Origin of the sequence: Stenotrophomonas sp. NPDC077659 (genome assembly GCF_050268705.1) — a bacterium.
Lineage (GTDB): Bacteria > Pseudomonadota > Gammaproteobacteria > Xanthomonadales > Xanthomonadaceae > Stenotrophomonas.
Genome location: NZ_JBNNHG010000106.1, coordinates 1 through 13379, shown reverse-complemented (window position 1 = coordinate 13379; position 13379 = coordinate 1). Strand labels below are relative to the sequence as shown.

Below are 13379 nucleotides of genomic sequence, written 5' to 3'. Positions count from 1 at the left end.
GGGCAGGATCAGTGGCAAGCGCATTGCCAGCCTGGTCGGGGTGGCCCCGATGTCCTACGACAGCGGCACGATGCGAGGAAAGCGAAGCATCAAGGGCGGTAGAGCAGAAATCCGCCAGGTGCTCTCTATGGCGGCGATGTCGGCCATGCGCCATAAGCCTCGATTGCGCGACTTCCATCAGTCCCTGCGGGCCCGTGGCAAGGAAGGCAAAGTGGCCATCGTGGCGGTGATGCGGAAGATGCTGGTGATTCTCAACGCCCGCGTGCGCGACGCTGAAAGCGGACCGATCCCCGCCTGAAGCCAGCTTGCGCGTATGTCCACAGGCTGCCGGCCAGCGGCCGGCACTACCGTGCCCGTCTACCGGAGCGGCCTGAACCCCTCCAACAACACAGTTGCTACAGGGATGGATTCACGGCGTCCCCCGCGTACCCATCCCGCCCGGCCAAGCACGGCTTTGCAGTCGAGCAAGTTCGACTCTAACGACCAGGCATCAGCAACGAGGGGCTCAGCCGTTCGCGGCCAACTCGGCATCCAGCGCCCGCAGCCGATCCACAGTCCCGACGTCAGTCCAGCGCCCGCGATGGTGCTGCCCGGTCATCAACCCCTGCGCCATGAAATGCTTCTGCAGCGGCACCACCGAGAACTTCGGCGGGACCCGCTCGCTGCCCGGCGTATCGCCGATCACCGCGCGCCAGTCCGCTACGATCGACGGCCGGTACACGCCGATGCCGGCGTAGGTCAGGCACGGCCCGGCGCGGTCGTGGTGCAGCAGGCCATGTGCATCCAGGCGGTAATCGCCCTCGGGATGTTGCGCCGGGTTGTCCACCAGCACCAGATGCGCCTGGCCCTGCGGTTCGGCGGGGAGGCTGGCGAAATCGAAGTCGGTCCAGATATCGCCGTTGACCACCAGGAAGGGCGCATCCCCCAGCTGCGGCAGCGCGTTGAGGATGCCGCCGCCGGTTTCCAGCGGCGTCCCGCCTTCATGCACGAAATGCAGCTGCAGGCCCCATTGGCTGCCGTCGCCCAGCGTGGCCGGGAACTGCTCGGCCAGCCACGCAGTGTTGACCACCACCTCGCGCACGCCCCGCGCCGCCAGCCGCTCCAGGTGCCACACGATCAGTGGCTTGCCGGCCACGGCCAGCAGTGGCTTGGGCGTGTGCAGGGTCAGCGGGCGCATGCGCTCGCCCAGACCGGCGGCGAAGATCAGCGCTTTCATCAGCGCACCACGCGCATGGGGGCGGCCAGCTCGGCCAGCGCGGGCTTGATGCGGTCGTCCAGAAGTTCCTGCAACGCGGCCAGCTCGGGATACCGCGGCAGCACTTCGTCCAGGTAGCCGATGAAGCGCGGCACGTCGTCCAGGTAGTGGCCCTTGTTGTCGCGGTAACGCAGGCGGCTGAAGATGCCCAGGCACTTCAGGTGGCGCTGGATGCCCATCCAGTCGGCATCGCGCAGGAAGGTCGCGCGGTCGGGCACCGGCAGGGCGGCGTCGAGCGCGCGCTGGTGGTACTGCGCCAGCCAGGCGTCCACGCGCGGCAGTGGCCAGCTCAGGAACGCGTCCTTGAACAGGCTCACCGCGTCGTAGGCGATGGGGCCACGGACCAGGTCCTGGAAATCGAGGATGGCCGGGCCATCGTCCACCGGCATCAGGTTGCGCGGCATGTAGTCGCGATGGGTCATCAGTTGGGCCTGGCCCAGCGCGTTGTCCATGAGCAGGTGCTGCACCTGCTGCAGGCTTTCGGCCTCGGCGCCGTCCAGGGTGATGCCGAGGTGGCGCTGCAGGAACCATTCGTCGAACAGGCCGGCGTCACGCTGCAGCAGGGCCAGGCCGAACTGGCCGAAATCCTCGGGCACCGGGATCGCCTGCAGTCGCAGCAGCTGGTCGATGGAACGTGCGAACCAGGCATCGGCATTGCGCTCGTCCAGCACCTTGGCCAGGGTCGGGCCGCCCAGGTCTTCCAGCAGCAGGAAGCCGGCATCGAGATCCTGCGCAAGCAAGCCGGGCACGCGCAGGCCGTGGTCGTGCAGCAGGCCGCGCATGCGCAGCCACGGTCGCGCATCTTCCAGGCCGGGCGGGGCATCCATCACGATGTGGCTGCCGCCGCTGCTGGTGGTACGCCAGTAGCTGCGCAGGCCGGCGTCGACCGAGGCGCGTTCGACCACCGCGTTGGCATCGTCCAGCTGGGTGCGGGCCCACTGCAGGCGCTGCGCGCTGCGCTGGGGATCGGAAGCAGGCTCGGTCATGCAGGCAGTTCCGGGCGCGACCGGCGCGCCAAGCTCAGAGAAAAGAAGAGGGGCGAGGTCAGCGGCGTGGGGTGAACAGCCGCATCAGCGCCAGCACGGCCACCGCGCCGACCACCGCGCCGAGGAAACCGGCCGGTTCGCCGGGGGCATACCAGCCCATGTACTGGCCGAACCAGCCGGCCACCAGTGCGCCGACGATACCCAGCACGATGGTCAGCAGGCAGCCCATGCGGTTGTTGCCGGGCATGAAGAAGCGCCCGAGCAGGCCGACGAAGAAGCCGACCAGCAGGATGTAGAGCCAGCTGCTGCTGCCGAACAGACCATTCATGTGCATATGTTCCGCTTGGGGTGGACGCAGCCTAGCAAGGCCAGGCTGCGTCCGTCACGGGTGCGCGATCAGCAGCAGCCGTGATCGCCATGGCGGGTGCCGCTGTCGGCAGCCACAGGCGAACCGCTGGTCTCGCCACGCAGGCTGGCGGCGTAGTGCTCGCTGATGACCTTGGACACGCAGGCGGTGACCTTCTTGCCCATCGGGATGTGCAGGAACTCGTTCGGGCCGTGTGCGTTGGAGTGCGGGCCGAGCACGCCGGTGATCATGAACTGGGCGCCCGGGAACTTCTCACCCAGCATGCCCATGAACGGGATCGAGCCGCCTTCGCCCATGTACATCGCCGGCTTGCCGAAGAAGGCCTGGCTGGCATCATCGATGGCCTGGGTCAGCCACGGCGCCATGGCCGGGGCATTCCAGCCGGTGGAGGCCTTTTCCAGATCCAGGGTGACCTGCGCGCCGTTCGGCGGATCGCGCAGCAGCGCTTCCTTCAGCAGCTCACCGCAGGTCTTGCCGTCGGCGGTGGGCGGCAGGCGCAGCGACAGCTTCACCGAGGTCTGCGGGCGCAGCACGTTGCCGGCCGATTCCAGCGGCGGCATGCCGCCCACGCCGGTGACCGACAGCGCCGGGCGCCAGGTGCGGTTGAGCACCAGCTCGGTCAGGTCCTCGTTCATCGGGCGCAGGCCGTCGACCATCGGGAACTTCTCGAAGATATCGGTATCGACCACTTCGGCGGCGCGTTTGGCCTGTTCCTGGCGCTCGGCCGGAATCTCGACGTTCATGCCGTCGATCAGGATGCGGCCGGTGTCCTGGTCCTCGATGCGCGACAGGATCTGGCGCAGCAGGCGGAAGCTGGACGGGATCACGCCGGAGGCATCGCCGGAATGCACGCCTTCGTTGAGCACCTTGACGGTGAAGTTGCCGCCGGTCAGGCCGCGCAGCGAGGTGGTGCACCACAGCTGGTCGTAGTTGGCGCAGCCCGAATCCAGGCAGACTACCAGCGACGGCTTGCCGATACGGTCGGCCAGATGGTCGACGTAAGCCGGCAGGTCATAGCTGCCGGACTCTTCACAGGCTTCGATCAGGACCACGCAGCGGGCGTGCGGCAGGCCCTGGGCCTGCAGGGCCAGGACGGCGGCCAGCGAGCCGAAGATGGCGTAACCGTCATCAGCGCCGCCGCGGCCATACAGCTTGTCGCCGCGCAGGACCGGAGTCCACGGGCCGAGGTCGTCGTCCCAGCCGGTCATTTCCGGCTGCTTGTCCAGGTGCCCGTAGAGCAGGATGGTGTCGTCGCCGGTTTCGGCGCCGGTGGCCGGAATTTCCAGGAAAATCAGCGGGGTGCGGCCTTCCAGACGGACCACCTCGACCTTCAGGCCGGGCAGCTGCTGGGCCTTGGCCCAGGTTTCCATCAGGGTGACCGCCTGTTCCATGTAGCCGTTCTGCACCCAGTTGGCGTCGAACATCGGCGACTTGTTGGGGATGCGGATGTAGTCGACCAACTGCGGGACGATCTCGCTGTCCCACTTGTCATTGACGAATTGGCCGAGCTTGGCGCTGTCCATCTGAAACTCCGGTTGCATGGGCGTGTGATGCCGCCATTCTACGCTTGCGCGGGGGGTAGGGTTTTTCCTACAGCACGTCGGGTATTTGGCTGGCTTCTAGAAAACGATGAAACCGATACGCTGTGCACATGTGGTGACGGACACTGTTTCGGCCGACGGGATTGCCGGTCGGGGCGGCCAGAACCACAAGGAGATACACGTCGTGCCTTGGTCAGTCGTGTTCAGGGCGTTGGTGCTGGGGATGTGGATGGTGGGGGCGCAAGCCGCCGGGCCGGTCGACATCAACCGGGCTGATGCCCAGGCGCTGCAGCAGGGATTGACGATGGTCGGGGCCGTCAAGGCTGCGGCAATCGTCGAGCACCGGCGCAGACACGGCCCGTTTCATCGCGTCGAGGACCTGACGCAGGTGAAAGGGATAGGGAAAGCGATCGTCGAACGGAATCGACAGCGGATCACCGTCGGCAGCGGGATGTTGCCAGCGGATCCGGTACCCGGATCGGTACCGGTGCGCTCCGTACCCAGGCGTTGACAGCAGGATCGTCGGGACCGGCAGGAGGCTGGTTCACCGGACACGGACAGGAAGGCCGGGTCCACCGACCGTCGCAGGGATGCGGCACCACTCACCAGGAGGGTGGCATCACAGACCTGTGGAAGGGGCTGAGATACAAACAGGACGAACGCGGTCGCGTGCAGGATGCAACGCCGCCCCCACAGCGCAGGATGCGAGGGGGCGGCAGCAGACCGACAAGGACGTAACGAGTGCCCGGTACGACACATGGCTGTGTCGCCGGGCATTTCTCTTTCCGGCATGGGCACACGGTGTGGTCGAGGCATGCACCGCCAATGGTGTAGGTTGAGGGCTCCCCACGGATTGGAACCTGCTGGATGCGCCTGCCCCGTCTTCCCCTGATGCTTGCACTTGCCTTGGCACTGCCGCTGCTGGCCCAGGCCGCGCCCCCTGCCGCCAAAAGCACCACTGCCAGCGCCGACGTGCGCGGCCCGACCGATCTCAAGCCCGGTGAATACCTGTGGCACCCGGAAGTGTCGCCGGCCGGCCCGATCGTGCTGGTGGTCAGCCTGGATGAGCAGCGCGCCTACGTGTACCGCAACGGCATCGCCATCGGCCTGAGCACGATCAGCTCGGGCAAGGCCGGCCATGAAACGCCGACCGGGGTGTTCACCATCCTGCAGAAGGACAAGGACCACAAGTCCAACCTCTACAACAGCGCGCCCATGCCCTACATGCAGCGGCTGACCTGGGACGGCATCGCCCTGCACGGTGGCAGCCTGCCCGGTCACCCGGCCTCGCATGGTTGCGTGCGTCTGCCGCAGGCCTTCGCGCAGAAGCTGTTCAGCGAAACCCAGCGCGGCGACACGGTGGTGGTGGCCGACGCCAAGAGCGCCCCGATGACCCTGGCCTACCCGGCGGTGCTGGCACCGGTGAATGCGCGCGGCCAGGCCCTGCCGGAAACCGAAGGCGCCAGCCCGGCCAAGGCGTGGTGGGATGACGCGGTCGCGCCCAGCGGCCAGGTCGGCATCCTGGTCAGCCTGCACGACCAGCGCCTGTACGTGCTGCGCGATGGCGTGATGATCGGCGAATCACCGCTGCGGGCCGACGCGCTGCCGGCGTTCCAAGGCACCACGTTGTTCGTGATGGGGCAGGGCTTCAGTGAGACGCCCAGCCCGTTGGATGCGCAGCAGCGCCTGCACAAGTGGACGGCCTACCCGCTGCTGGGCCAGGACCGGGCGCAGGCGACCCCGGACCTGCTGGCCACGCCATCACTGCCGATGGCGCTGCCGGCCGATTTCGCCCGCCAGCTGTACCAGGTGCTGGTACCGGGCACGACCTTGCTGGTGACGTCGTTGCCGGCGGTGCGCCCAAGCGCGGCTGAATCAGGATTGCAGCCGGTCTTGGAATCGGAACCGGCCACGCCCACCTCGAAGAAGTCCTGAGTGAACACTGTGTGCCCATGATTGCTCCACGTACGCGCTGGCCGGCCGCCTGTGGTCTGCTCGCGCTTCTTGCCGCTGGCAGCGCGGTGGCGGCGCCACCGCCGGCCACCGCCAGCACCGACGACCTGACCGCGCTGCTGGCGCGCACGGCGCCCAATGCCGACCGCCACGTGCTGAAGCTGGCCGCCACGGCGCTGCGCTGTGCCCTGCAGCGGCCGGAACTGGGCATCAAGGCCGAGCGGTTGGGCGTGATCGATTACTCGCGGCCCTCCACCGAACAGCGGCTGTGGGTGTTTGATCTGGCCCGGCAGCGGTTGCTGTTCGAGGAATGGGTGGCGCATGGGCGCAACAGTGGCGGCAACCGTACCGAGCACTTCTCCAACCGTGATGGCAGCTTCATGTCCAGCATCGGGGCGTTCACCGCGCAGGAAACCTACATGGGCGGCAACGGCTATTCGTTGCGGCTGGACGGGCTGGAGCCGGGCTTCAATGACAAGGCGCGTGACCGTGCCATCGTCATCCACGGTGCGCCCTATGTGAACCCGACCATGGCCCGTCTGCAGGGCCGGCTCGGACGCAGCCTCGGCTGCCCGGCGGTGCGCCTGTCGGTGTCGCGGCCGCTGATCGATTCGCTGCGCGGCGGCACCCTGGTGTTCGCCTACTATCCCGACCCGCAATGGCTGCAGCATTCGAAGCTGCTGGCGCCGCAGTGCGGTGAAACGGGCAGCGTTGCCACGCGGTGATGCGCGAACGTGCGCGGCATGATGCAATGCGCGCATGGACATGGATTCTCTGCTGCGCACCCCGAGCCAGGTGATTTCCAGCCTGGACTACCGCCGCGAACGTTGGCGCAATGGCCTGGGCTGGACCCGCGAGATCCTGCGCCTGCCGGCGCGCGGCGATGACTGGGCACTGCGCCTGTCGGTGGCCGAGATCGAACAGGATGCCGCGTTCTCGGCGTTCCCCGGCATGGAGCGCGAGCTGGTGCTGCTGCAGGGCAATGGCCTGCGCCTGCGTTTCGCCGATGGCCGCGTGGCCGAGGTGCTGCCGCCGCACGGGCGCGTGCGCTTCGCCGGCGAAGCAGCATTGGACGGAGAGCTGGTGGATGGCACCACCCACGATTTCAACCTGATGTGGAAGCGCGGGCTGTTGCAGGCCGAGCTGCTGCACCGGCCGCTGGTGGGGTCGATGTTCTTCTTCTGCGAACCGGGCGTGGCCTGGGCGCTGTACCTGCTGGCAGGGCATGCGGAATTTGGCGCGGACAGCGGGCTGCCACCGATGCAGGCCGGGGATACTGCGTGGCTGGGGGCTGGTGAACGGCAACGGCATGCCTTGCAGGGCGGCGGTGAGTTGCTGGCGATACGGGTGACGACCGCCGGGTAGCGCAGGGCCATGCCCGGTGTCATGGAGCGTCATCCACGCATGGCGTGGATAAGGCAACGGCATGCCTTGCAGGGCGGCGGGGAGTTGTTGGCGATACGGGTGACCAACGCCGGGTAGCGCCGGGCCATGCCCGGCGTCATGGCGCCCCCATCCACGCATGGCGTGGATCTACTAGTAAACGTCGCGCCGGTAGCGACCGGCCAGCAGCAGCGCTTCCTTCCCCTCCACACCCAGCACCTGCTCGATCACCGCATCCACCGCCGGGGCCATGCCCTGCAGGCTGCCGCAGACCAGGATCGTTGCGCCTTCAGCCACCCACTGCCGCAGCGTTGCCGCTTCGGCCAGCAGCCGGTCCTGCACGTAGCGATGTGCGCCGCCATCGCGGCTGAACACGGCATCCAGACGTGCCAGCGTGCCGCCGGCCAACATCGCCTGCAGTTCCTCGCCGAAATGGAAATCGTGCGCGGCCGAGCGTTCGCCGAACAGCAGCCACGTGCGGCGTGCGCCGCTGCGGGCACGCTCGTGCAGGTGCGCGCGCAGACCGGCAATGCCGGTGCCGTTGCCGACCAGCAGCAGCGGCACCTCGGCCGCCACGCCGTGGAAGTTCTGGTTGCGGCGCAGGCGCAGCTGCACCGGCTGCTGCAGCACGGCGTGGTCGCACAGCCAGCCACTGCCGATGCCGGGCGTGCCATCGGCGCGCAGCTGGCGGCGCAGCAGCAGTTCCACCGCGCCATCGGCCATCACCGAGGCAATCGAGTATTCGCGGTGTGGCAGTGGTTGCAGCGAGGCCAGCAGCCCTTGCAGGTCGCCCGGCGCGACCAGGCTGGGCAGGTGTGAGCGCACGACATGGGCCAACAAGGTGCGGCCATCGTCCAGCGGCAGATCCGGATTGAAATCGCGTCCGCGCAACCAGGCGCGCGTGCTGTCTTCGGCATGCTGCGGACCGATCTCGGCGATATCGCCGGCCTGCCACTGCGCATCGCTGCCGGCCGGTGGCTGCAGGCGCAGCCAGTACACCGGCCCGCCGAGGCTGCCGGGGTTGAGGTGTTCGCGCTGCAGCAGCAGCCACGGCTGGTATTCGGCCGGGCTCCAGTCGGGCAGTTCGCTGGCACCCCCACCGATCTGCCCGAGCAGCTGCTGCCAGTGACGCAGCGCGGCCGGATCGGCGTTGTCGACGTCGATCGCATCGAACATCGGATGCGCGCCGTGCTGGCGCAGCCAGTCATCGAGCTGGTGGCCGAAGGCGCAGAAATGACCATAGCTGCGGTCGCCCAGCGCGAGCACGCCGAACTGCAGGTGGCCCAGCGAGGGCGCAGTACTCATCACCCGGCGCAGGAAGGGCAGGGCATGGTCAGGCGCATCGCCTTCGCCAGTGGTGCTGGCGATGAACAGTGCACGCTGGCTCTGCGCCAGCAGTGGGGCGTCGACGTCGTGCAGGCCACGCACGCGCACGGGCAGGCCGGCGGTACGCAGCGCTTCGGCACTGCGGTCGGCCAGTTCGCGGGCGAAACCGGTCTGGCTGGACCACACCAGCAGCAGCGGCGCGACATCGCCGCGGGTGGCGTCATCGCGCGGGCGGCCACGCCACCACAGTGCCGCGCAGGCCAGCGCATACAGTGCCGTTGCCAGCAGCGCACCCTGCCAATGCCGCGCGGGTGGGGCACCCTGCCACCAGGTTTCGCCCAGGTGCAGGCGCAGCAGTGCGTAGCCGGCCACGGCCAGCAGCGCCATCACGACCAGGTTGCCGAAGACGGCACGCGACGGCTGCAGGCTCATGCGGCCTGCTCGTCCAGCAGGCGCTGGAAGGCGCTGCTGAGATGTTCGTGCGGGCCGTCGACGGCGCGTTCCAGGTAGCGCGCGGCCAGGCCTTCGCGTTCGGCCAGGGCCAGGCCCTGATCGCGTCCGAGGACGGTCAGCGCGGTGGCCCAGGCATCGGCGTGCATTGCATCGTCGGCGACCACGGTCACGGCGGCGGCCACCTGGCGCACCGGCATGCCGCTGCGCGGGTCCAGGCTGTGGCTGTAGGCCTGGCCATCGGCCTGGTACTGGTGCCAGCGGTCGCCCGAGGTGGCCACGGCCTTGCCGTCCAGCGCCAGTACGCGCGGTGGTGTGTGGGTGTGTGCGTCTTCTTCGGGTGCCGACTCCACCAGCACGCGCCACGGTTGCCCATCGGGCTTGCGGCCGTAGCCGGCCAGCTCGCCACCCACTTCGATCAGCGCAGCGGTGATGCCCTGCGCGCGCAGCCAGACGGCCACGTGGTCGACGCCGAAGCCTTTGGCGATCGCGGAGAGATCGAGTTCCAGACCGCCGGGTTGCAGCAGGGCGTCATCGCGCCACTGCAGCTGCTGCCAGCCACAGCGGGCGCGGGTGGCCTGCAGCGTTGCCGCGTCGGGTACGCGGCGTGGGCCGGCCTGCGCGCCAAAGCCCCACAGCGCGACCAGTGGGCCCACGGTTGGATCGAACGCGCCATCGCTGGCGGCGGCAATCGCCTGCGCGGCAGCCAGCACATGGCGGGTTTCGGCGGGCAGCGGGCACCATTGGCCGGCGCCGGCGCGGTTGTAGCGGCCCAGGTCCGAACCGGCGTCCCAGGTGCTCATCTGTGCGACCACCTCGTCCAGACGGGCCTGGATGCCAGCGTGCAGCGGGTGCAGGTCGCGCTGGCGTGGCGCCACCAGCGTCACACTCCAGGTGGTGCCCATGGTGGTGCCGCCGAGGCGGGCGATGTCGAGCAGGGAGTCGGTCATGGCGGGGCGTTGCAGGTGCGCTGCCGGAGTGGCCCGGCAGCGCAGTCTGCGTTACTGCGGCAGCACTTCCAGCGTGGCGACGTAGCTCAGGCGGCGCTTGGCGGCCTGCTTCACCGAGGTCTTGTTGTCTTCGGTGCCGGTTTCCAGCCAGTACATGCCGGCTTCCGGCCAGGTCACCTTGATCTCGCCCTTGGCGTCGCTGGTCAGCTTCAGCTCGTCCTGCGCGTTGCGGTAGCGGGTGGCGCCGCGCACGATCTCGAATTCCAGGCCGGCCGTCGGCTTGCCATCCACCAGCACGCGGAAGGTGGCTTCCTCGCCGGCGAACAGATCGTTCGGATGGCCCACGGCCACCAGTTCGATGCCGCGGTTGGTCGGCTTCAGGGCGGTGGCGTTCGGCGCGCCGTTGGTGACGAAGGTTTCCACCCGGCCCACCGACTGGCTCACTTCCAGCTTCTTCGCATCCTTGGGCAGTTCGCCGAAGGTGGCCGCGGTGCCGCGCCAGCGCTTGCGCTCGCCGTTCTGCTCGTAGGTGGCGAACAGGCCGTCGTTGACCGAAGCGATGCGGTAGGTGCCCTGCTGCTTCAGCTCGAGGTCGAACACGCTGCGGTACTTGCCGGTTGCTGCGTTCTGCGGCTGCACGCTGCTGCCGTCCGGCGCGGTGATGACCAGCGATTCCAGGCGCAGCGGCACGTGGTTGAAATAGAACAGGTCGTTGGACACGGCACCGTCGACGGTGATCCACGGCGCGTTGCCGGCGATGACGGTCTGCGAGGGCAGCAGCCAGGCCTTGTGGGCCAAGGCGGAGAACGGAAGGGCAGCGGCCAGGGCGGCGGCTAGGACGAGCGTGCGCTTCATGCGGAAGACTCCAGTTGGAAGGGGGCGGATCCCTTTCCATCGGAAAGAGCTCTGACCCCGGGGAAGGGCGGTAGGGGGTGCCCTTCCTGCGGAAGGGAGCCGACCCCGGCCAGGTGATTACGGCTTGACGGCGAGGGTGACCTGGCCCAGTTCGGTGGCGCCCTGCGCCTTGCCGTTCTGCGCAGCGGTGGCCGGCCAGGTGAAGGGGATCTTCAGCAGTTCGCGGCCGCCGACTTCGCGCACCGCTTCCACAACCAGGGTGTAGCTGCCCGGGGCCAGCTGCTTCAGCGCCGGCTGCTTGTCGTTGAACGACAGCGCGTGCTTGCCGGCCGGGCGGGTCGGGCCGGTCACGCCATCCACCGGCACCTGCAGGGTGCGGCCGCTCTTGCGCCACCACTGGCGCAGGTCGGGCAGCCACTTGGTGCCGTGGCCTTCGCTGTTGCTGGTCTGCTGGTACCAGACCGACAGGTTGGCGGCGACCTTCTGGTCGGCCCCTTCCAGCCACACTGCCACATACGGGCGGTGGTATTCGGCGACGTTGAGCTTGGGCACTTCGACGTTGATGTCGAGGGTGGCGGCGTAGGCGGGCGAGGAGGCCAGCAGGCCGCTGAGGGCGATGGTGAGGGTGACGCGCATGGGGCGGCTCCGGAGGGAACGGTGGGAAATCAGTGGATCAGCAGCAGGGCGATCAGCAGCGGGATCATCAGGCCCAGGCCAACCAGTGGCCAGGTCATGCGGCGCTGCCGCGCATGCAGGTGCAGCAGGAACAGGCCGGTGATGCAGAACACCAGGCAGGCCACCGCGAACAGGTCCAGGAACCAGCCCCACGCCGGGCCCGCGTTGCGGCCCTTGTGCAGGTCGTTGAGGTAGGACACTACGCCGCGCGAGGTCGATTCGTATTCCACCGCGCCGCTTTCGCGGTCGATGCTCAGCCACGCATCGCCGCCGGGACGCGGCAGCGACAGGTAGATCTCGTCCGCCGACCATTCGGCCGGGCGGCCGCCGATGCCGATGCCCAGCTGCGCATCCAGCCATTGGCGTGCGGGCAGCGGAATGGGCGCATTGCCGTCTTCGCGGTCACCCAGCTGGCGCAGCAGTTCGGCTGGCAGCTCCAGCTTCTGGTTCTGCACCTGCGGCTTGGCCTCGATCTTCGCCGCATGGTTCAGGGTCAGGCCGGTGGCCGCGAACAACAGCATGCCGATCAGGCACACCGCCGAGCTGATCCAATGCCACTGGTGCAGCGTCCGCAGCCAGAAGCCACGGCTCTGTTGCTGCTGCACGGTGGAAGAGGCTGGGCGGCTCACGGTGTTTTTCGAGGCTGGTGAAGACCACCCATTACATCACTAATGAGAATGGCTCGCAATTAGGTATCGTTATGTATCCCATGCCGCCTTCGGGCGGCACGGGGCGGTAGATCCACGCGATGCGTGGATGAAGCGGTGCCGACCAAAGTTGGCACCCACCGCAGCAAGGCAATGCCGGCCAGCGGCCGGCACTACCGGTGTAGTAGATCCACGCCATGCGTGGACGAAGCGGTGCCGACCAAAGTTGGCACCCACCGCAGCAAGGCACTGCCGGCCAGCGGCCGGCACTACCGGTGTAGCAGATCCACGCCATGCGTGGATGAAGCGGTGCCGACCAAGGCTGGCACCCACCGCAGCAAGGCAATGCCGGCCAGCGGCCGGCACTACCGGTACGCGGTGGTCAGAACTTCGCGTTCAACGAGATCCAGTAGCTGCGGCGCTGGTCCTTGGTCGCGTAGTCATCCACGCAGTTGAACTCGCTCTGGCTGATCAGCAGGCACGACTGCGAGACGAAGTCCTTGTCCAGCAGGTTGTTGACGCGCGCATTGACGGTCAGCCACGGGGTGGCGTCCCAGCTGCCGCCCAGGTGGAAGATCGTGTAGTCCTGGTAGTAGCGGTTGTGGCTGGCGCCGCTGGCATCGACGATCGTGTCGCGGTAGCGGTCGTAGCGGCCTTCGCCGATCAGCGACAGGCTGATGGCCTCGCTGACCTGCCAGTTGAGGCTGGCATTGGCCATGTGCCTGGCCGGGGTGGTACCGGTGATCGGCAGGCCCTTCTGCGCGCCGCTGGTCTGTTCGCTCTTCGTCCACGTGTAGTTGCCACGCAGCTGCAGATTGTCCAGCAGGTCCACGTGCGCGGCCATTTCCACACCACGCGTTTCAGCCTTGTCGATGTTGACGCTCTGGGTGAAGGTGCTGTAGCCCAGTTCCGCCCAACCCGGGCCGATGTCCACGCAGTAGCCGCTGCCGGCCGGGGCCACTTCGCAGTTCGGGAAGGTGCCGCCGCTGGC

General features: G+C 68.1%; 15 protein-coding genes. 5 read left to right on the top strand and 10 right to left on the bottom strand.

The features are described from left to right. A partial coding sequence (locus ACQKDV_RS14170) for a transposase (protein WP_427784488.1) occupies nt 1-298 on the top strand: 298 nt, incomplete at its 5' end. Between the two features lie 207 nt (nt 299-505). Here the strand turns inward: ACQKDV_RS14170 and murU are convergent. The 4 genes from murU to ACQKDV_RS14150 form a co-directional block, all read right to left on the bottom strand. Then, nucleotides 506-1216 carry an N-acetylmuramate alpha-1-phosphate uridylyltransferase MurU gene (murU, locus tag ACQKDV_RS14165; protein ID WP_427784486.1) on the bottom strand — a complete coding sequence of 237 codons (711 nt, stop codon included), beginning with the start codon at nt 1214-1216 and terminating at the stop codon, nt 506-508. After that, nucleotides 1216-2241: an aminoglycoside phosphotransferase family protein gene (locus ACQKDV_RS14160; protein WP_427784484.1), complete on the bottom strand. Its 1026-nt coding sequence runs from the start codon at nt 2239-2241 to the stop codon at nt 1216-1218. Before ACQKDV_RS14160 ends, murU begins: the two co-directional genes overlap by 1 nt. Nucleotides 2242-2299: 58 nt before the next feature. Then, nucleotides 2300-2569 (bottom strand): GlsB/YeaQ/YmgE family stress response membrane protein, encoded by a 270-nt coding sequence (locus ACQKDV_RS14155; protein ID WP_108764310.1) that lies wholly within the window; start codon nt 2567-2569, stop codon nt 2300-2302. A gap of 68 nt (nt 2570-2637) precedes the next feature. Then, nucleotides 2638-4131, bottom strand: coding sequence for a M20 family metallopeptidase (locus ACQKDV_RS14150; RefSeq protein WP_427784481.1), 1494 nt, complete (start codon nt 4129-4131; stop codon nt 2638-2640). A 106-nt stretch (nt 4132-4237) separates the two neighbouring features. On the opposite strand from ACQKDV_RS14150, the gene ACQKDV_RS14145 reads away from it, so the two are divergent. The 4 genes from ACQKDV_RS14145 (at nt 4238) to ACQKDV_RS14130 (ending at nt 7467) form a co-directional block, all read left to right on the top strand. Further along, nucleotides 4238-4660, top strand: a complete 423-nt coding sequence (locus ACQKDV_RS14145; protein WP_427784480.1) for a ComEA family DNA-binding protein — start codon at nt 4238-4240, stop codon at nt 4658-4660. A gap of 356 nt (nt 4661-5016) precedes the next feature. Continuing rightward, on the top strand, nt 5017-6084 hold the full coding sequence (locus ACQKDV_RS14140; RefSeq protein ID WP_427784478.1) for a L,D-transpeptidase: 1068 nt from the start codon (nt 5017-5019) through the stop codon (nt 6082-6084). A gap of 17 nt (nt 6085-6101) precedes the next feature. Beyond that, nucleotides 6102-6827, top strand: a complete 726-nt coding sequence (locus ACQKDV_RS14135; protein WP_427784476.1) for a murein L,D-transpeptidase catalytic domain family protein — start codon at nt 6102-6104, stop codon at nt 6825-6827. 34 nt (nt 6828-6861) lie between these two features. Beyond that, nucleotides 6862-7467 (top strand): HutD/Ves family protein, encoded by a 606-nt coding sequence (locus tag ACQKDV_RS14130; RefSeq protein ID WP_427784474.1) that lies wholly within the window; start codon nt 6862-6864, stop codon nt 7465-7467. 171 nt (nt 7468-7638) lie between these two features. Here the strand turns inward: ACQKDV_RS14130 and ACQKDV_RS14125 are convergent, their stop codons facing one another. The 6 genes from ACQKDV_RS14125 to ACQKDV_RS14100 form a co-directional block, all read right to left on the bottom strand. Continuing rightward, entirely contained in the window at nt 7639-9243 is a 1605-nt protein-coding gene (locus ACQKDV_RS14125; RefSeq protein ID WP_427784472.1) for a sulfite reductase subunit alpha, read from the bottom strand. Continuing rightward, the gene (locus ACQKDV_RS14120; RefSeq protein ID WP_427784470.1) at nt 9240-10211 is read right to left on the bottom strand and encodes an FAD:protein FMN transferase; all 972 of its coding nucleotides are present in this window, start codon (nt 10209-10211) and stop codon (nt 9240-9242) included. The genes ACQKDV_RS14125 and ACQKDV_RS14120 overlap by 4 nt, the downstream gene beginning before the upstream one ends. 51 nt (nt 10212-10262) lie before the next feature. Beyond that, nucleotides 10263-11066, bottom strand: a complete 804-nt coding sequence (locus ACQKDV_RS14115) for a DUF4198 domain-containing protein (protein ID WP_427784468.1) — start codon at nt 11064-11066, stop codon at nt 10263-10265. A 117-nt stretch (nt 11067-11183) separates the two neighbouring features. After that, nucleotides 11184-11702: a DUF2271 domain-containing protein gene (locus ACQKDV_RS14110; protein WP_427784467.1), complete on the bottom strand. Its 519-nt coding sequence runs from the start codon at nt 11700-11702 to the stop codon at nt 11184-11186. A 29-nt stretch (nt 11703-11731) separates the two neighbouring features. Continuing rightward, nucleotides 11732-12370, bottom strand: coding sequence for a PepSY-associated TM helix domain-containing protein (locus ACQKDV_RS14105; protein WP_427784465.1), 639 nt, complete (start codon nt 12368-12370; stop codon nt 11732-11734). A 400-nt stretch (nt 12371-12770) separates the two neighbouring features. After that, a partial coding sequence (locus ACQKDV_RS14100) for a TonB-dependent receptor domain-containing protein (protein WP_427784463.1) occupies nt 12771-13379 on the bottom strand: 609 nt, incomplete at its 5' end.